Origin of the sequence: Methylobacterium sp. PvR107 (assembly GCF_017833295.1) — a bacterium.
Classification (GTDB): domain Bacteria; phylum Pseudomonadota; class Alphaproteobacteria; order Rhizobiales; family Beijerinckiaceae; genus Methylobacterium.
In genome coordinates this window covers 65558-80875 of the sequence record NZ_JAFIBW010000001.1, presented here as the reverse complement: position 1 = coordinate 80875, position 15318 = coordinate 65558, and the positions used below count along the sequence as shown (strand labels likewise).

The following is a 15318-nucleotide window of genomic DNA, read 5'->3' as shown; positions in this document are numbered from 1 at the left end:
GTCAGCCTCCTCAGACTCCGGTCGCCAGCGCCGGACCAGGCGGTCCCCGTCGCGCCGAAGACCGCGGTGTCTCACCCGCGTTCGCGGCCACGCAGGTGCGGTAGGAACTCAATCCGGTGAAGGCGGCCAGCGCGGCCAAGGCGGCCAGGGACGGCGCACCGACCGCCAGTGCGCGCCACAGGAGGGCTTCGTCGCCGAACGCCCGGTCGGTGAGCAGCGCGAACACGGTCGGGCCGAGTGACAGGCCGATGCCGTTGAACACGAACAGGTAGACCGCCGAGGCGGTGCCGCGCATGCGCGCCGGGGCGAGTTCCTGCACGCCGGTCGAGCCGGTGGTCGAGATCGCTGCCGTGAAGACAATCATGCCCCCGGCCAGGGCGAGCGCGAGACCGGGCGTTGCAGCGTGAGGGAAGGCGGCGGCGAACGGCAGCGCGCCGAGCGCCGCGAACCCGGTGACCCGCAGGCGCGCGTCGGTGCATCCCGCTTTGAGCATGCGGTCAGAGATCACCCCGCCACTGAGCACCCCCACCGTCCCCGCCGCGACGGTGACGAGCCCAAACAACAGCCCGCCCTGCGCGATCGGCAGTCCGTAGGTCCGGCGCAGGAACTCGGGCACCCACGCGCCCGTGCCGTAGAACAGCATGGCCAGCAGCGCACTCGCCGCGTGCTGCGTTGTGAAGGCGCGCCAGTGCCGGCGGTAGTGGCCAACAACCTGAGACAGCTCAGGCGCATCGGAGGCCGCCATGGTCCGGCCGGCCGCGCCGGTGGACCGCCGCGGTTCGAAGAGCGACAGGACGAACGGGATGACCAGCAGGCCGGGTGGGCCAATCAGAAGGAACACGAACTGCCACGTGCGCACCGGGCCGACGAGCGGCACCTCGACGACGGAGACGCCCGCGAAGGCGTGCACGATCGCGCTGCCTGCCACCAGCGCCAATCCCGTGCCGACGTAGGCCGAGACCGCGAACACGGCGAAGGCCAGCCCACGCCGGTGCGGCAGGAACCAGTCGCCGAGCAGGGAGACGACCACGGGTGTGCCGGTAGCTTCGCCGATGCCGACGCCGGAGCGGGCAAGGGCGAGTTGCGGGAAGGAGCGCACGAAGCCGCAGAGGAACGTGCAGCCGCACCACAAGGCGAGACCGGCCGAGAGCAGTGCCGGGCGGGAGATCCGATCCACGAGGCGGCCGATCGGCAGGCCGGCGATCGCGTAAGCGAGGGCGAAGCCTAACCCGATGACGAGGCTGACCTCTGTGTCGGACATGCCGAGATCGGCCTTGATCGGCGCGATGAGCAGGCTGAGCGCTTGGCGATCGACGAACGAGAAGATCTGCACCGCGAACAGAACGGCGACGCCGTACCACGCCACAATGGGGCGGGGCATGACGGGCGAGGCGCCTCCAGCGGCAGGATACAAGACGGGATGGTGTATGGACATCGTGACCTCCCGTATCGGGGGCGGCTGCGCTCTGGTGATTCGACGCGGTCCACCGAACGAAGGCGGTCCTGGTATATTGACTTTACAGTAAAGTAAAGCAGGTGGGTACGCATGGCACGGCGCGGCACGGAAATTCGAGACGATGCGCAGGGCGGGGCAGTCGGCTCAGGCGCGGATACCTCGACCGCGATCTTGGACGCAGCGCGTCGGCTGTTCCTCGACGCCGGCTATGAAGGGGTCAATCTGGATCAGGTTGGCCGCGCCGCGGGGGTGTCCCGCCAGACCGTGTACAACCAGTTTGGCAGCAAGGACGCGGTGTTCCGCGCGGTGGTGGACCGCCATTGGGATGCCATTCGTACCGAGGTCGCGGCGGTGTCTGCCCCGTCGCTGGGCTTGGACGCTGATGCCGAAAGCGTCCTACGCCGCTTTGCTCAATCTCTGCTGCGCTTCGTCCACGAGACCGACCAGATCGCCTTCACGCGCTTGGTGATCGCGGAATCGCGCCACCTGCCCTGGATCGCCGAGGCGTTCTACCAAGCGGGCAAGGCGCCGCTTGTGGAGGCGTTTGCAGCGGTACTGACGAAGCTGACGGAACGCCGCCTCCTGACCTGCAATCGGCCCGAATTGGCCGCGCGTCAGTTCATGGGTCTGATCCAGGAGTTCGTGATTTGGCCGCACGTGATGGCGGTTGGGATCGAAGCAACGGGAGCCCTCAGCGAGGAGGTCGTGGTCGACGAAGCGGTGGCGGTCTTCCTGGCCCGTTACGGGTTAAAGCGGCAAGCGGCGGCAATGCGAGGCTGATTTATTCACTGGTGATCGGTGGCCATTTGCTGGCTCAGTGTCCGCTTCGGGAACGTAAACGGCGGAGTTTAAATGATCGACTGGGGCGCGAAAAGAAATGTCTGGTTTTGCGCGCGGCGGCGATCCGGCGTGGCGTAGTCTGGCCGGATGCAGCCCGTCCGCTTCTTGCGCTGGAATCGAAAAAGCGGACATTGATTGCAGCCCGTGCAATTTCTAAAATACTTCTATACCGACAACGAACCTCCAGAACTTCGAAGACGCTGCAAAAGGTGGAAACGGAAAAATTCAACCGCACACTGGGTCTAAAGCTCTGCCGTTTGAACATGCGAGTGCGCCATCGGCTGCCGCACAGCGAAATGAGGGCACGTGACGGCTGGAAGTGAAACGTCATCGTCGCGATGGGACCGACGCCGCGCCACCTCCATCAACGGTCTGCGTCTGTATGTAGGTGAACCGCTCCGGATTTCCCGGAGGCTGTTCGGTTTGGGTCAGGCGGCCAAGGCTTGTACCTCGGCCCGAGCAAAGTAGCGCGCCTCAGCCTCGGCGGGAGGCACGTTGCCGATAGGTTCGAGCAAGCGGCGGGTGTTGAACCAATCGACCCATTCGAGAGTGGCGAACTCGACGGCCTCGAGGGATCGCCACGGCCCACGGCGATGGATCACCTCGGCTTTGAACAGACCGTTGATCGTCTCGGCCAGGGCGTTGTCGTAGCTGTCCCCGACGCTGCCAACCGAGGGCTCGACCCCCGCCTCCGCCAGCCGCTCCGTGTAGCGCAGGGCGAGGTATTGCGAGCCCCTGTCGCTATGGTGCACGAGCCCGCCGCCCCAGGGGGGACGACGTTCGTGCAGAGCCTGCTCAAGAGCATCGAGCACGAAGGCGGCGTGAGCCGTGCGGGAGACCCGCCAACCGACGATGCGCCGGGCATAGGCGTCGATCACGAACGCGACGTAGATGAAGCCGGCCCAGGTCGCGACGTAGGTGAAGTCGCTGACCCACAAGGCGTTGGGACGCGGCGCCTTGAACTGGCGGTTCACCCGGTCGAGCGGGCAGGCCGCGGCCGGGTCCGGGATAGTGGTGCGAACCTTCTTGCCCCGCACGATGCCCTGCAGCCCCATGACCCGCATCAGCCGGGCGACCGTACAGCGGGCAACCGCGATCCCTTCTCGACCGAGTTGCCGCCAGACCTTCCGCACCCCGTAGACGTGGAAGTTCTCCTCGAACACGCGCCGGATCTCGACCATTAGCGCCGCGTCCGAACGAGCCCGAGCCGGCAGCTTGCCGGGATCGGCCCGCCGCGCGGCATGGGCGTGATAGGTTGACGGGGCGATCGGCAGCACGCGGCAGATCGGCTCGACCCCGTAGGCCTCCCGGTGATCGTCGACGAAGGCGATCATGTCCGCGACCGGCGGTCGAGCTCCGCCATCGCAAAATAGGCCGACGCCTTCCTCAGGATCTCGTTGGCCTGCCGAAGCTCGCGGTTCTCGCGCTCCAGTGCTTTGATCCGCTCGCGCTCGTCCGTCGTTGGTCCGGGTCGCTGGCCCTGGTCCCGCTCGGCTTGCCGGACCCAGTTCCGCAGCGTCTCGCCCGAGCAGCCGATCTTGGCTGCGATCGAGCGGATCGCCCCATATTGCGAGCCGTGCTCGCCCTGGTGGTCGAACACCATCCGGACCGCGCGTTCGCGGACCTCAGGCGAAAAGGGTGTGCTGCGCTTCGTCATGGCTCCATCCTCTCAAGAGTTGGAGCCTCCGAAAATCCCGGGGCAGTTCATAGGTGCATGCAGTCACGACGCTGCCCATCGTGCTGATCGCCAGCACGCTGCTGCTACGGTTCTTCAAGGGTTGGCTCGTCGCCGAGCAGTACATCCGCAAGGCCGAGGAAGGGCGCATCGCTCGCCCAGAAGCGTCGGCACGCGATCCGACCTAGCCCGAGGCGAATAGAGGACCACCGGAGGACGTGAGACCTTCCTGACTATCCAAGTCTTGGGAGCGTGGTTCAGATGTATGTCGAAGCGAGGGCTGGCGAGCCTTCGAGCGCGTGGGCGAGCACCTCCAGGCCGTGCGTGATCTGCTGCCGGGTCGAGGGGCCGCCGAGGCAGAGGCGCACCGCCTCCGGCGGTGTGCCCGCCACGCAGAACGGGTCGCTGCCGACCACGCCCAGCCCAGCCGACCGGCCCTGGCTGGCGAAGGCCGAGCGCGTCCAGCCCTCCGGAAGCGTGATCCAGGCGTGGAAGCCGTGCGGATCGGCCGTGTAGGTCCCGGCCGGAAGCAGCGACGCAGCGATGCGCTGGCGCGCAGCCGATTCCTCGCGGACGAACTGAACGATGGCGTCCGCCGTGCCGTCCATGATCCAGCGCGTCGTCAGGGCCGTCGAGATCGGCGACGCCATGACGGTCGCGGCGCGTAGCGCACCCGCGAGCGGAAGGGCCGCCCGGGCGCTCGGGGCGACCAGGAAGGCGAGTCGAAGCCCGGCACCCAGGCACTTGGCCACACCTGCCACGTAGTAGGTGATTTCGGGCGCGAGTTCGGCGAAGCTCGGCGGCGGTGCCGGGCAGATGCGCGCGTAGGCGTCGTCCTCGATGATGCTGACGGCATAGCGGCGCGCCACCGCGATGATGGCCTCCCGCCGCGAACGGGACAGGGTCGCGGTGGTCGGGTTCTGGAGCAGCGGGTTCAGGTAGATGGCCTTCGGGGCGACCTTGGTGCAGGCGGCCGCGAACGCGTCGGGATCGACCCCCTGCCGGTCCATGGGCAGGTCGACGAGGCGCAGCCCCAGATGCGCCGCGAGCGCGCGGATGCCTGGATAGGTGATGCGCTCGGCGCAGATCGCGTCACCCGGCCGGGCGACCTGACCGAGCACGCTGAACAGTGCGCTGTGGGCGCCGGGACAGATCAGCAGGCGCTCCCGCGTCGCCTCGACCCCGCGTCCCTGAAGCCAGCGCAGCGCCGCGGCTTTGTCCTCGTCGGTCCCGCCGAAGCCTTGGTAGCGCAGCAAGTTGGCGAGGTCGCCGGACAGCTCCGCGAAGGAGGCCTGCATGCGGGCTCGCAGGGCCGGCGCGTCGGGCTCGGGCGGCAGGTTCATGGTGAAGTCGACCGGCCCGATCCGCGGCGCGATGGCGCCGCCGCCCGAACGGGCGGAGCGGGATGGATCGACCACGAAGGTGCCCTGGCCGACGCGCCCCTCGATCAACCCGCGCTTGTGGGCCTCGACATAGCCGCGCGAGACCGTGGTGAAGTTCAAATCGAGCGCATCGGCGAGGGCGCGTTGGGTCGGCAGCCGTGTCCCCGCCGTGAGGCGGCCCGCGCGGATGTCATCCGCCAGGGCCTCCGCAATGGCGAGATAGTGCGGCTTACCCCACCGCTTCAGGTCCGGCGTCCAGGCCACGACCATGACGTCCTGGGAGATCGTTGGCTCTTCTCGCTTCGTCGCCTTCATATGCTCCGCGCCCTCACCATCCATATGCGATCAATGTTTCATTGTATGGCAAGCAAGCGTCATACCGCAACGATGCCGCGGGATTGGTGTTCACTTAGTCCATACAATGCCATCAATCAGCGTAACTCAAAGCTGCCTGTCGTGGTCATCGGATATGCAACCGCTGCCTCCAGAATAAGCTCTGCCTGGATTGACGCACATCCGCGACGTCACGCTCATTGATCACATAATTGTATGTACTGCACTACGGTTTATTGATCGCCAAATTGATCGGCAGGGTTATGGCACACAGCTTGCCACGAAGGTCCCGTGACCGCTCGCAGGCCTGCCTGTCGCGGTCCTATCCTTCGAGGAGAGAGCCATGCCTGCCGTGAACCGCGAAGCCCACAAGAAGGGCGATTTCCTGGTCGACTACGAGGAGAAGGTCTTCGAGGACGTGAAGGCTGAGCCGGGCCAGAAGGCGCTGGTGACCTTCCACACTGTCGCGTTCGAAGGCTCCATCGGCCTCGTGAACTTGCTCCAGGCCACCCGTCTGCAGCGCAAGGGCTTCGACACCTCGATCCTGCTCTACGGCCCCGGCATCACGCTCGGCGTCCAGCGCGGCTTCCCGCGGCTTGGCGACGAGGCCTTCCCGGGCCACCTCAACTTCAACAACCAGCTTGAGAAGTTCATGGCCGAGGGCGGCAAGGTCTATGCCTGCCGGTTCTCGACCCAGGCCCTGTACGGGCACGGCGAGGCGGCCTTCATCGAGGGCATCCGCATGATCAATCCCCTCGACGTCCTCGACTGCATCCTCCTGCACAAGCGCGACAACGCGGTGATCATCGACACCTGGACCGTCTGACACGTGCGCAGCGCATCCGGCGGCCGCGGGGGACGCGGCCGCCGTCCCAGCCGGAGGATCATCCATGTCAGAGAACCGGATCGTGCGGGCTGCCGCCGTTCAGATCGCGCCGGACTTCGACCGCCCGGAGGGCACGCTGGAGCGCGTGCTCAACGCCATCGACGAGGCCGCCGCCAAGGGCGTGCGCTTCATGGTCTTCCCCGAGACCTTCGTGCCCTACTACCCGTACTTCTCCTTCGTGCTGCCGCCGGCCCTACAGGGCGCGGAGCACCTCAAGCTTTACGAGCGGGCCCCCACCGTCCCCGGACCGGTGACGCAGGCAGTTGCCGCCGCCGCCCGCCGCCACGGACTCGTGGTGGTCCTCGGCGTGAACGAGCGCGACCACGGCTCGCTCTACAACGCGCAGCTGATCTTCGACGCGGACGGCAGCCTGAAGCTGAAGCGGCGCAAGATCACGCCGACCTACCACGAGCGCATGATCTGGGGTCAGGGCGACGGCGCCGGCCTCGCGGTCGTCGAGACGGCGGTCGGCCGGGTCGGAGCGCTCGCCTGCTGGGAGCACTACAACCCGCTCGCCCGCTACGCCCTCATGGCACGGCACGAGGAGATCCACGCCGCGCAGTTCCCGGGCTCGCTGGTCGGCCAGATCTTCGCCGACCAGATGGAGGTGACGATCCGCCACCACGCGCTGGAGGCGGCCTGCTTCGTGGTCAACGCCACCGGCTGGCTCACCGACGAACAGGTGGCGCAGGTCTGTCCGGACGAGCGGCTGCGCGGCGCCTGCCGCGGCGGCAACTGCACCGCCATCGTCTCGCCCGAGGGCAAGCACCTCGCGGAGCCGCTCGGGCCCGGCGAAGGCATTTTGATCGCCGACATGGACATGGCGCTGGTGACCAAGCGCAAGCGGATGATGGACTCGGTCGGCCACTACGCGCGCCCCGAGCTCCTCAGCCTCCTCCACGACGACCGCCCGGCCTCGTTCGTGCACCAGCCGGTCCGTTCAACGTCCGATTCCCGGAGCTTCGACCATGAGCACCAGCCCGCTTCTGACGAACGAACCCTCCTTCCCGCCGGTCGTGGCGGGGCTGATCGGGATGCCGACGGAGCGCCTGATCAACGCGTTGCAGTCGTACGGCGTTAGGCTCGCCGACAGCCGGGCCGGAGCCCCGAGCCGCCGCGGCGGCGCCGGACCCTCGGACCACAAGGCGATGACCATCGCGGGCCGCACCGTGATGGTGCCGGTCCATACCGAGACCGCCTTCGACTCGCCCTTCCTCGTGCGCCGCCCGGACGCGGACGGCGTCTCGGTGATCGAGCACGACGGCGTAGTGATCGGGCAGGCGACCTTCCCGGGCAAGCCGCGCTTCTACGCGCTCTCGACCTTCGACGGCGTGCCCTACTCGAAGATCGCCGTGCTGCACGGCCGGGACGTTCTCGCCACCACGGTGCTGCAGACCTGTATCCGCTACGCGAGCCGGGCCAAGACCTGCCAGTTCTGCTCCATAGGCCAGTCCCTGGCGGCGGGTCGCACCGTGGCGCACAAGTCGCCGGAGCAGCTGGCCGAGGTCGCCCGCGCCGCCGTGCTCCTCGACGGCGTGAAGCACATGGTCATGACGACCGGCACCCCGAACGCCACCGACCGGGGCGCCTCCGTTCTCTGCGAGAGCGCCTTCGCCGTGAAGGCTGCGGTGGACCTGCCGATTCAGGCCCAGTGCGAGCCGCCCGACGACGACCGCTGGTTCGAGCGGATGAAGGCGTCGGGCATCGACGCGCTGGGCATGCACTTGGAGGCGGTCACGTCGGAGGTGCGGGCCAGGATCATGCCCGGCAAGGCGTCGGTGCCTCTGGAGCGGTACTATGCGGCCTTCGAAGCCGCTGTTCCGGTCTTCGGGCGCGGCCAGGTCTCGACTTACATCCTGGCCGGCCTGGGCGATGCACCGGAGGCCATCCTGGCAGTGGCCGAGCGCCTGATCGGCATGGGCGTCTACCCGTTCGTGGTGCCCTTCGTGCCGATCTCCGGCACGCCGCTGGAGAGCCATCCGGCCCCTGGACCCGACTTCATGCACGCCGTCCTGGAGCCGCTCGCCGGCATGCTGGCCGGCGCGAACCTGCGCTCGACCGACATCAAGGCCGGCTGCGGCCGATGCGGCGCCTGCTCGGCGCTGTCCACCTACGAGCGCGCGGAGGTGGCGGCATGATCCTCGAACCCGTTGCGCCCTATCGACCCAGCCACTTCCGCGTGAAGTTCGCCACGAATGCCTGGGAGAGGCGCGCCTGCGCGGCCCTGCGCCGCCAGGTCTTCTGCACGGAGCAGGGCATCTTCGCGGACGATGACCGCGACGCCATCGACGCGCATGCCATACCGATCTGCGCACTCTCGACGCTGGGCGGCGATGCCGACGCCGTCGTCGGCACCGTGCGCATCCACGAGGTGGCCGAGCGTCCCGGCGAGTGGTGGGGCTCGCGCCTCGCCGTCGCCAGCGCCTTCCGCGGCACGGCCGCGCTGGGCGCCGGGCTTATCCAGGTCGCGGTCTCCTCGGCCCATGCCCGGGGCTGCACCCGTTTCCTCGCCCACGTGCAGGAGCGGAACGTGCCGCTGTTCCAATCCCTGCATTGGGCAAGCCTCGACGCCGTCGACCTGCACGGGCGGTCGCATCACCTGATGCGGGCGGACCTCGCGGCATACCCGCCGATGCACGATCCCGAGCACGGGCTCATCACGTTCCGCAGGGCGGCGTGATGATGGCCGCCGTCGACATCCAGGCGCTGGCCCGCCAGATCCGGGAGGCCCGCGGCGTCGCGCACAAGCGCGACATCGTCGCCGTGGTGGCCCGGCTGGGGCTGGGAAGCCGCCACGCCGCGGTTCCGGTCGGCGACGACTGCGCCGCCATTCCGGACGGCGACGGCCATTTGCTGCTCGCCATCGAGGGCTTCCTCGATAGCTTCGTGGCCGCCGACCCGTACTTCGCCGGCTATTGCGGGATCATGGTCAACCTCAGCGACGTCGCCGCCATGGGCGGGCGCCCGCTCGCGGTCGTCGACGCATTGTGGAGCCGGGATGCGGCTGAGGCGGACCCGATCCTGGCCGGCCTCCGCGACGCCGCCGCCCTCTACCGCGTGCCGGTCGTCGGCGGCCATACCAACACGCGCGCCGATGCCGGCAACCTCGCGGTCGCGGTGCTCGGTCGGGCGGGCCCGCGCCTCCTGACGAGCTTCGACGCCGCGCTGGGCGACGACCTCGTGGCCGCCATCGACCTTCGCGGCCGTTTCCGCGAGCCCCATCCCTACTGGGACGCCTCGACCGGCGCGCCGGGCGAGCGGCTGCGCGGCGACCTCGCGCTGCTGCCGGGCTTCGCCGAGGACGGGCTCGCCTGCGCCGCTAAGGATATCAGCATGGCCGGTGTCGTCGGCACGGCGCTGATGCTGCTCGAATGCTCGAAGGTGGGCGGCGTCATCGACCTCGACGCGATCCCGCGGCCGGAGCACGTCCCGATCGCGCGCTGGCTGACCGCCTTCCCGAGCTTCGGCTATCTCCTCAGCGTCCGTCCTGACCGCACACCAGCCGTATGCGCGCGCTTCGCGGAGCGCGGCATCGCAGCCGCATCCATCGGCCGGCTCGACGCGAGCCGGGTCGCCCGAGTGTGCGATGCCGACGGTGCGGAGGCGGTGGCCTGGGACTTCGTGGCCAGCCCGCTCATCGGATGCGGCCAGGATGGCACCGGGGGCGCATCATGACGGCCCTGCGCATCGCCATCCTGACCCATTCCATGAACCCACGCGGCGGCGTGGCCCACTGCCTCGCGCTCGCCGAGGCCCTGTGCGCTCTCGGGCACGAGGCGGTGGTGCACGCGCCGGACCCCGGCGGCCGCGGCTTCTTCCGGCACGCGGCCTGCCCGACCGTGTCGGTGGCGGCACAGTCGGTCGGCGGCTCGACCCTCGACCTCGTGCGGGCGCGCATCAACGATTACCTGTGCCACTTCTCGACGCCGGCCGCCTGCGACTTCGACGTCTTCCACGCCCATGATGGCATCGGCGGCAACGCCCTCGCGACCCTTAGGCACCGGCGCCTGATCCCGGGCTTCGTGCGCACGGTCCACCACGTCGACAGCTTCTCCGACCCGCTACTCGCCGAGTGGCAGGACCGCTCGATCCGTGAGGCCACGCGCCTGCTCTGCGTCAGCCGCACCTGGGCCGACTGGATCAGGGGCGACCTCGGTGCCGAGGCCGCCATCGTCGGGAACGGCGTGGACCTTTCGGTCTATCGCGACGAACCCACCGCGGCAGACGCGGCCGTGCGGGAGCGCTTGGGTCTCGGCGACGGGCCAGTGATCCTCGCCGTCGGCGGTTTCGAGGAGCGCAAGAACACGCTCGGCATCATCGAGGGCTTCGCCCGGCTGCGCGCGCGCCACCCTCACGCGCAGCTCGTCGTCGCCGGCGGTGCTTCGCTCCTCGACCATGCCGCCTACCGCGCCCGATGCCGCGCGGCCCTGGTGGCGCACGGACTTGCCGTCGGCCCCGGCAGTGCCGTGGTCGAGACGGGCCCCGTCCCGCAAGCCGACATGCCGGCGCTCTACCGAGCTGCGGACCTGCTGGCTTTCCCGTCCTGGAAGGAGGGCTTCGGCCTGTGCGTGCTGGAGGCCATGGCCTGCGGCACGCCGGCCCTCGTCTCCCGACAGCCGCCCTTCACCGAATACCTGGAGCCGACGGACGCGCTGTTCGTCGACCCGGCTGACCCCGAGGACATCGCCCAGGCCATGGTGGCGGCCTTGGTGCCGGATATCCGCACGCGCCTGCAGGCGGCCGGCCTCGCGCGCGCCGCCGCCCATTCCTGGCGCGGCTGCGCCGAGCGCCACCTCGACGCCTACGCGGCCTGTGCCCGCGTCCGACAGGAGCCGATCCATGCCTGAGATGCACTTCCACGTTCGCTGGCCCGACGGACGCCGCGAGGCCTGCTACTCGCCCTCCCTCGTCGTGAAGGACTTCCTCACGCCGGGCGAGAGCTACACCGTCGACGACTTCGTCGAGAAGACCCGCACGGCCCTGAACATCGCGAGCGAGCGGGTTCGCGAGAAGTACGGCTTCGCGTGCTCCTCCGCCCTCAGCCAGCTCGCCCGCATTGAGGCCGCCGCGCAACGACAAGAGCCCGGTGGTCAAGTCACCGTCGAGTCCTTCGAACCCTGAGCTGACGCCCCCGTCCGGACCCTCACGGAGCCTGAGCCATGACCTCTACCCCCCGTCACGTTCCCGTCGTCGTCGTCGGCGGCGGCCAAGCCGGCCTCTCGGTCAGCCATCACCTCAAGCAGCGCGGCATTGAGCACCTCGTCTTCGAGAAGCACACGGCCGCGCACACTTGGTCGACGCAGCGCTGGGACACGTTCTGCCTCGTCACGCCGAACTGGCAGTGCGACCTGCCGGGCCACACCTATGACGGGCCTGACCCGGACGGCTTCATGAAGAAGGACGAGATCGTCGCCTACCTGAAAGCCTTCGTGGCCAAGTTGAACCCGCCGATCCGCGAGGGCATCTCGGTCACGCGCGTGGAGCGGCGCGAGGACGGCATCTTCTCGGTCCAGACATCGGAGGGCGACTTCACCGCGAACGAGGTTGTCGTCGCCTCGGGCGGCTACCACACGCCGATCATCCCGCGCATGGCCGAGAAGCTGCCGCCCGCGATCGCCCAGATCCACTCGAACCAGTACCGCAACCCGGAACAGCTGCCCGAAGGCGAGGTGCTGGTCGTCGGCTCCGGGCAATCGGGCGCGCAGATCGCCGAGGACCTCCACCTCGCCGGACGCAAGGTGCACCTGGCGGTGGGCGACGCGCCCCGCTGCGCCCGCTTTTACCGCGGCCGCGACGTCGTGACGTGGCTCGCCGACATGGGTTACTACGAGATGACCGTCGACAACCATCCGCTGCGCGATGGCGTCCGCGACAACACCAACCACTACGTGACGGGTCGCGACGGTGGCCGGGACATCGACCTGCGTCGCTTCGCAACCGAGGGCATGAAGCTCTACGGCCTGATGGAGGATTACCAGGACGGCAACCTGCGGTTCCGCGACGACCTCAAGCGCTCCCTCGACCAGGCCGACCGAACCTATAACGGCATCAACGCCGCCATCGACAAGTACATCGCCGAGAAGGGCATCGATGCGCCGACGCAGGAGCACTACAGCCCGGTCTGGGAGCCGGGCGAGCCGGTCCTCAGCCTCGCCCTCGAAGGCTCCGGCATCACGAGCATCGTCTGGTGCATCGGCTTCACGCCGGATTTCCGGTGGCTCGACGCCTCCGTGTTCAACGGCGCGGGCAGCCCCAAGCACAAGCGCGGCGTCACGAACGAGGACGGCGTCTATTTCATCGGCCTGCCATGGCTGAACACCTGGGGCTCCGGGCGCTTCGGCGCGGTCGGCCGCGATGCCGAATACGTCGTGCAGGTTATCCAGAAGCGGCTTGGCGCAGAGCGGTTCGCCCTCAAGTTCGCCGTTTGAACCGGTCACCCGCAGGGGCTGAACATCTTGTGATCATCATCGCATCCCCGCGACGTACCCCCGCGCCCAAACTCGATCCATATCGCGGCTGATTGGACTCCACGCCTGCACTAGGGGTGGGGGGTGACGATTAAGAAGACCGCGTCTCGCGCTCAGGACCGGTTGGTTAACCAAATCTCGCGACCAGCATTAAAAAATGGCGGGTGGAGCACCGGCGCGGGTCGATTTGCGTTGTGTCGGCCGAATGAAAGCCGCCGATCGCTGCATTCCAGCAGTTCCACTCTGGGTTGGTTAAATCGACCTTTGGAACGGCTAATCGCGTCGCCATAAGTTTGCCCGACAGCGGGCACGTTGGCGAGCTAGAAACGACCCGCGTATTTCTATGACGACCGGTACTGTGAAGTGGTTCAACGAAACCAAGGGCTACGGCTTCATCAAGCCCGATGGGGCGGCGGGGCTCTCGTTCATGCGTTTCGCCCACCTGCGGGCAGAGCGGACGGCAGGCGCACGGGCTAACGCAGCGCATGATGTGAACTCAGCTTCTCGGCGCAGCATCCGTTTCCTGCTGAACGCGGCTCTCTGGACACTCTGTCGCACAGCACAGAACTCACCCTCGGCCTGTTGGTCGAAGAACTGGCTGGGAGTTCTGCAACCGTGCCTCTGCCGTACATCATCATGCTCACTGCCACGATCGGCGCCATCGCACTCACGATCGCCGCGCTTCCGGCCCTCGACCGCTTCCTGAGGTGGTGAGGCAGCCATCCGAAACTTTGCCGCCTCATCGCGGTTTGTCGGCGTGGAAGCCAGGTGGAGGATACCGCGGTGGAGTTCGTTGTGATGATCGCGGGCGTGGTCGGGGCCGGCGCGACCTTGCTGTTCCTGATGCCGGGCCTTGACGCCTTCTTCTCCTGGTAGCTGATTGCCTATGTCCTGCCACACGAGCCGCGTCGCGAACCTGCCCCTCGCCGTGAGGAGCGAGCACCGCTAGCTCGTGATCAGATCGGGCGTCGTAGCCGAAATCGAGCTCCCGGAACAGAAGCGTGACGCTGCATCACTGGGCGCGAGCAGTTGTCGCACGGCGTCCGCCGGAACTCCGGTCACTGAGTGCTCTTCCCCAGGCTTAAGAACCTGGAGGGACCATGTCCAAGATCCTGAATATCGCCACCGTTACCGCGATGCTCGCGCTGTCAGCGAGCCTGGCTGTTGCTGCGCCGTGCAAAGTCGGTACGACGACGAATGCGTCTACTGGGAAGGATGCCAGCTCGAATGTCGATGGCGGCTCGACCGCCAAAGTGACCCCTGGGGCTAAGGCGGAGTCTCCCGGCACGGTCGGCGCGATGAACAACACGGGCGCCGCTATGAAGGATGACGGCACGAAGAAGGCTCCCGAAGGCCAGCCCGTGAAGCCCGGCGCCGACGATTGCTGAGTCTGCACCAACCAACTCGGATCGTTCAGCTAAGGACCAAGGCATGAGCAAGGTGAAGCGGGCGATGGACACCTATCTGAACGGTCTGCGCAATCAGCACGCGGTTGAGATGCAGGCGGTTGGGACTCTTCAGAACGAGATGCCGCGCATGGAGTCTTACCCGGACCTGTACGCGAAGATGAAGGCCGACCACGAACGCTCGGTCACTCAAGCCGCACGCCTCGACGATCTCCTCGAAAGGCACGGGACGAGCAAGTCGGTCGTCAAGCAGGCTGTAACCGGCGCCGTCGCCACCGTCGCCGGATTCATTCACACGGGTGCCGAGGACGAGGTGATCAAGAACGTCCTCGCGGCTATCGGCTACAAGGCCTACGAGATCAGCTCCTACAAGGTATTGCTGACGCTTGCCGACGCAGCAGGGGCCGGCGACGACAAGCCGGCCTTGGAGCAATCGATGAAGGAGGAGCAGGAGATGGGTGATTGGCTCGGTAGTCACGTCCCGAGCTTCGTTGAGGCCTACCTCGACCAGCGGTCCGCGTAGATATCAAAAACTAAGCTATCTGATCTGTGATCTTGTCGCGGGCGGATATTTCGCCCGCCTCACTCGTTGTACGGATCCGCGCGATGGTCAGTCCCGCCGCTGGCGGATGAGGATTGACCCCATGACACTCCTGATGATCGTTGCGCTGGCCATCGCCTTGGCCGGTGTCGCTGTGACGTTCAGCGCCTACCGGTTCGCCCCCATATCGAAGCATATCGCCAGTTGGGATGTCGCCCTCGTTGGCGGGATCAGCACCGCCGCGTTGGGTAGCCTTGGCGCGCTCCTGCTGGTGTTCACCGCGTGAGGCAGTTGGAAAAAGTCAGCTGCAAGCCGTGACCGGACCGAGCGGC

General features: G+C 67.6%; 15 protein-coding genes, 2 pseudogenes and 1 other annotated feature. Of the genes and pseudogenes, 14 read left to right on the top strand and 3 right to left on the bottom strand.

Annotated elements, in window-relative coordinates; genetic code table 11:
- Window positions 1–10 precede the first annotated feature (10 nt).
- Window positions 11–1381 (bottom strand): MFS transporter, encoded by a 1371-nt coding sequence (locus tag JOE48_RS00365; RefSeq protein WP_245252665.1) that lies wholly within the window; start codon window positions 1379–1381, stop codon window positions 11–13.
- Between the two features lie 165 nt (window positions 1382–1546).
- On the opposite strand from JOE48_RS00365, the gene JOE48_RS00360 reads away from it, so the two are divergent.
- A complete protein-coding gene (locus JOE48_RS00360) occupies window positions 1547–2236 on the top strand; it encodes a TetR/AcrR family transcriptional regulator (RefSeq protein WP_210025834.1) in 690 nt (229 codons plus the stop codon).
- A 488-nt stretch (window positions 2237–2724) separates the two neighbouring features.
- Here JOE48_RS00360 and JOE48_RS00355 read toward each other — a convergent pair.
- Window positions 2725–3953, bottom strand: a protein-coding gene (locus JOE48_RS00355) for an IS3 family transposase (protein ID WP_210025736.1) whose coding sequence is annotated in 2 segments (ribosomal slippage) — window positions 2725–3665 and window positions 3665–3953 — 1230 coding nt in all. Because the reading frame shifts where the segments join, the coding sequence is not laid out codon by codon here.
- Window positions 3556–3672, bottom strand: a sequence feature (AL1L pseudoknot). It overlaps the preceding gene by 117 nt.
- A 53-nt stretch (window positions 3954–4006) precedes the next feature.
- Between JOE48_RS00355 and JOE48_RS30740 the strand changes: the two are divergent.
- Window positions 4007–4159, top strand: a pseudogene (locus JOE48_RS30740) (DUF983 domain-containing protein); the annotation flags it as partial.
- 69 nt (window positions 4160–4228) lie between these two features.
- On the opposite strand, the gene JOE48_RS00345 reads toward JOE48_RS30740, so the two are convergent.
- Window positions 4229–5623 carry a PLP-dependent aminotransferase family protein gene (locus tag JOE48_RS00345; protein ID WP_210035484.1) on the bottom strand — a complete coding sequence of 465 codons (1395 nt, stop codon included), beginning with the start codon at window positions 5621–5623 and terminating at the stop codon, window positions 4229–4231.
- A gap of 406 nt (window positions 5624–6029) precedes the next feature.
- Between JOE48_RS00345 and JOE48_RS00340 the strand changes: the two genes are divergently transcribed.
- The 12 genes and pseudogenes from JOE48_RS00340 to JOE48_RS00285 all read left to right on the top strand — a co-directional run bounded on the left by JOE48_RS00340 (window position 6030) and on the right by JOE48_RS00285 (window position 15272).
- Window positions 6030–6512 carry an MSMEG_0572/Sll0783 family nitrogen starvation response protein gene (locus tag JOE48_RS00340; RefSeq protein ID WP_010685777.1) on the top strand — a complete coding sequence of 161 codons (483 nt, stop codon included), beginning with the start codon at window positions 6030–6032 and terminating at the stop codon, window positions 6510–6512.
- 64 nt (window positions 6513–6576) lie between these two features.
- Window positions 6577–7653 (top strand): Nit6803 family nitrilase, encoded by a 1077-nt coding sequence (locus JOE48_RS00335; protein ID WP_210025831.1) that lies wholly within the window; start codon window positions 6577–6579, stop codon window positions 7651–7653.
- Window positions 7607–8710: an MSMEG_0568 family radical SAM protein gene (locus JOE48_RS00330; RefSeq protein WP_210035483.1), complete on the top strand. Its 1104-nt coding sequence runs from the start codon at window positions 7607–7609 to the stop codon at window positions 8708–8710. The genes JOE48_RS00335 and JOE48_RS00330 overlap by 47 nt, the downstream gene beginning before the upstream one ends.
- On the top strand, window positions 8707–9252 hold the full coding sequence (locus JOE48_RS00325) for an MSMEG_0567/Sll0786 family nitrogen starvation N-acetyltransferase (RefSeq protein ID WP_210025829.1): 546 nt from the start codon (window positions 8707–8709) through the stop codon (window positions 9250–9252). Before JOE48_RS00330 ends, JOE48_RS00325 begins: the two co-directional genes overlap by 4 nt.
- A complete protein-coding gene (locus tag JOE48_RS00320; RefSeq protein ID WP_210025827.1) occupies window positions 9252–10247 on the top strand; it encodes a sll0787 family AIR synthase-like protein in 996 nt (331 codons plus the stop codon). Before JOE48_RS00325 ends, JOE48_RS00320 begins: the two co-directional genes overlap by 1 nt.
- Window positions 10244–11419, top strand: a complete 1176-nt coding sequence (locus JOE48_RS00315; protein WP_210025825.1) for an MSMEG_0565 family glycosyltransferase — start codon at window positions 10244–10246, stop codon at window positions 11417–11419. Before JOE48_RS00320 ends, JOE48_RS00315 begins: the two co-directional genes overlap by 4 nt.
- Window positions 11412–11693 (top strand): MSMEG_0570 family nitrogen starvation response protein, encoded by a 282-nt coding sequence (locus JOE48_RS00310; RefSeq protein WP_210025824.1) that lies wholly within the window; start codon window positions 11412–11414, stop codon window positions 11691–11693. The genes JOE48_RS00315 and JOE48_RS00310 overlap by 8 nt, the downstream gene beginning before the upstream one ends.
- Window positions 11694–11731: 38 nt before the next feature.
- Window positions 11732–13000: an MSMEG_0569 family flavin-dependent oxidoreductase gene (locus JOE48_RS00305; protein ID WP_210025822.1), complete on the top strand. Its 1269-nt coding sequence runs from the start codon at window positions 11732–11734 to the stop codon at window positions 12998–13000.
- 382 nt (window positions 13001–13382) lie between these two features.
- Window positions 13383–13448 (top strand): annotated as a pseudogene (locus JOE48_RS31130) (cold-shock protein); the annotation flags it as partial.
- Window positions 13449–14139: 691 nt separating this feature from the next.
- The gene (locus tag JOE48_RS00295; protein WP_210025820.1) at window positions 14140–14427 is read left to right on the top strand and encodes a hypothetical protein; all 288 of its coding nucleotides are present in this window, start codon (window positions 14140–14142) and stop codon (window positions 14425–14427) included.
- 43 nt (window positions 14428–14470) lie between these two features.
- Window positions 14471–14968, top strand: coding sequence for a DUF892 family protein (locus JOE48_RS00290; RefSeq protein ID WP_210025818.1), 498 nt, complete (start codon window positions 14471–14473; stop codon window positions 14966–14968).
- A 121-nt stretch (window positions 14969–15089) separates the two neighbouring features.
- Window positions 15090–15272, top strand: coding sequence for a hypothetical protein (locus tag JOE48_RS00285; RefSeq protein WP_210025816.1), 183 nt, complete (start codon window positions 15090–15092; stop codon window positions 15270–15272).
- The last annotated feature ends 46 nt before the right edge of the window (window positions 15273–15318 follow it).

Coding starts and splice junctions, on each gene's coding strand:
- JOE48_RS00365 (WP_245252665.1), bottom strand. CDS start 1,381: ATGCCCCGCCCCATTGTGGCGTGGTACGGCGTCGCCGTTCTGTTCGCG.
- JOE48_RS00360 (WP_210025834.1), top strand. CDS start 1,547: ATGGCACGGCGCGGCACGGAAATTCGAGACGATGCGCAGGGCGGGGCA.
- JOE48_RS00345 (WP_210035484.1), bottom strand. CDS start 5,623: ATGGTCGTGGCCTGGACGCCGGACCTGAAGCGGTGGGGTAAGCCGCAC.
- JOE48_RS00340 (WP_010685777.1), top strand. CDS start 6,030: ATGCCTGCCGTGAACCGCGAAGCCCACAAGAAGGGCGATTTCCTGGTC.
- JOE48_RS00335 (WP_210025831.1), top strand. CDS start 6,577: ATGTCAGAGAACCGGATCGTGCGGGCTGCCGCCGTTCAGATCGCGCCG.
- JOE48_RS00330 (WP_210035483.1), top strand. CDS start 7,607: ATGCCGACGGAGCGCCTGATCAACGCGTTGCAGTCGTACGGCGTTAGG.
- JOE48_RS00325 (WP_210025829.1), top strand. CDS start 8,707: ATGATCCTCGAACCCGTTGCGCCCTATCGACCCAGCCACTTCCGCGTG.
- JOE48_RS00320 (WP_210025827.1), top strand. CDS start 9,252: ATGATGGCCGCCGTCGACATCCAGGCGCTGGCCCGCCAGATCCGGGAG.
- JOE48_RS00315 (WP_210025825.1), top strand. CDS start 10,244: ATGACGGCCCTGCGCATCGCCATCCTGACCCATTCCATGAACCCACGC.
- JOE48_RS00310 (WP_210025824.1), top strand. CDS start 11,412: ATGCCTGAGATGCACTTCCACGTTCGCTGGCCCGACGGACGCCGCGAG.
- JOE48_RS00305 (WP_210025822.1), top strand. CDS start 11,732: ATGACCTCTACCCCCCGTCACGTTCCCGTCGTCGTCGTCGGCGGCGGC.
- JOE48_RS00295 (WP_210025820.1), top strand. CDS start 14,140: ATGTCCAAGATCCTGAATATCGCCACCGTTACCGCGATGCTCGCGCTG.
- JOE48_RS00290 (WP_210025818.1), top strand. CDS start 14,471: ATGAGCAAGGTGAAGCGGGCGATGGACACCTATCTGAACGGTCTGCGC.
- JOE48_RS00285 (WP_210025816.1), top strand. CDS start 15,090: ATGACACTCCTGATGATCGTTGCGCTGGCCATCGCCTTGGCCGGTGTC.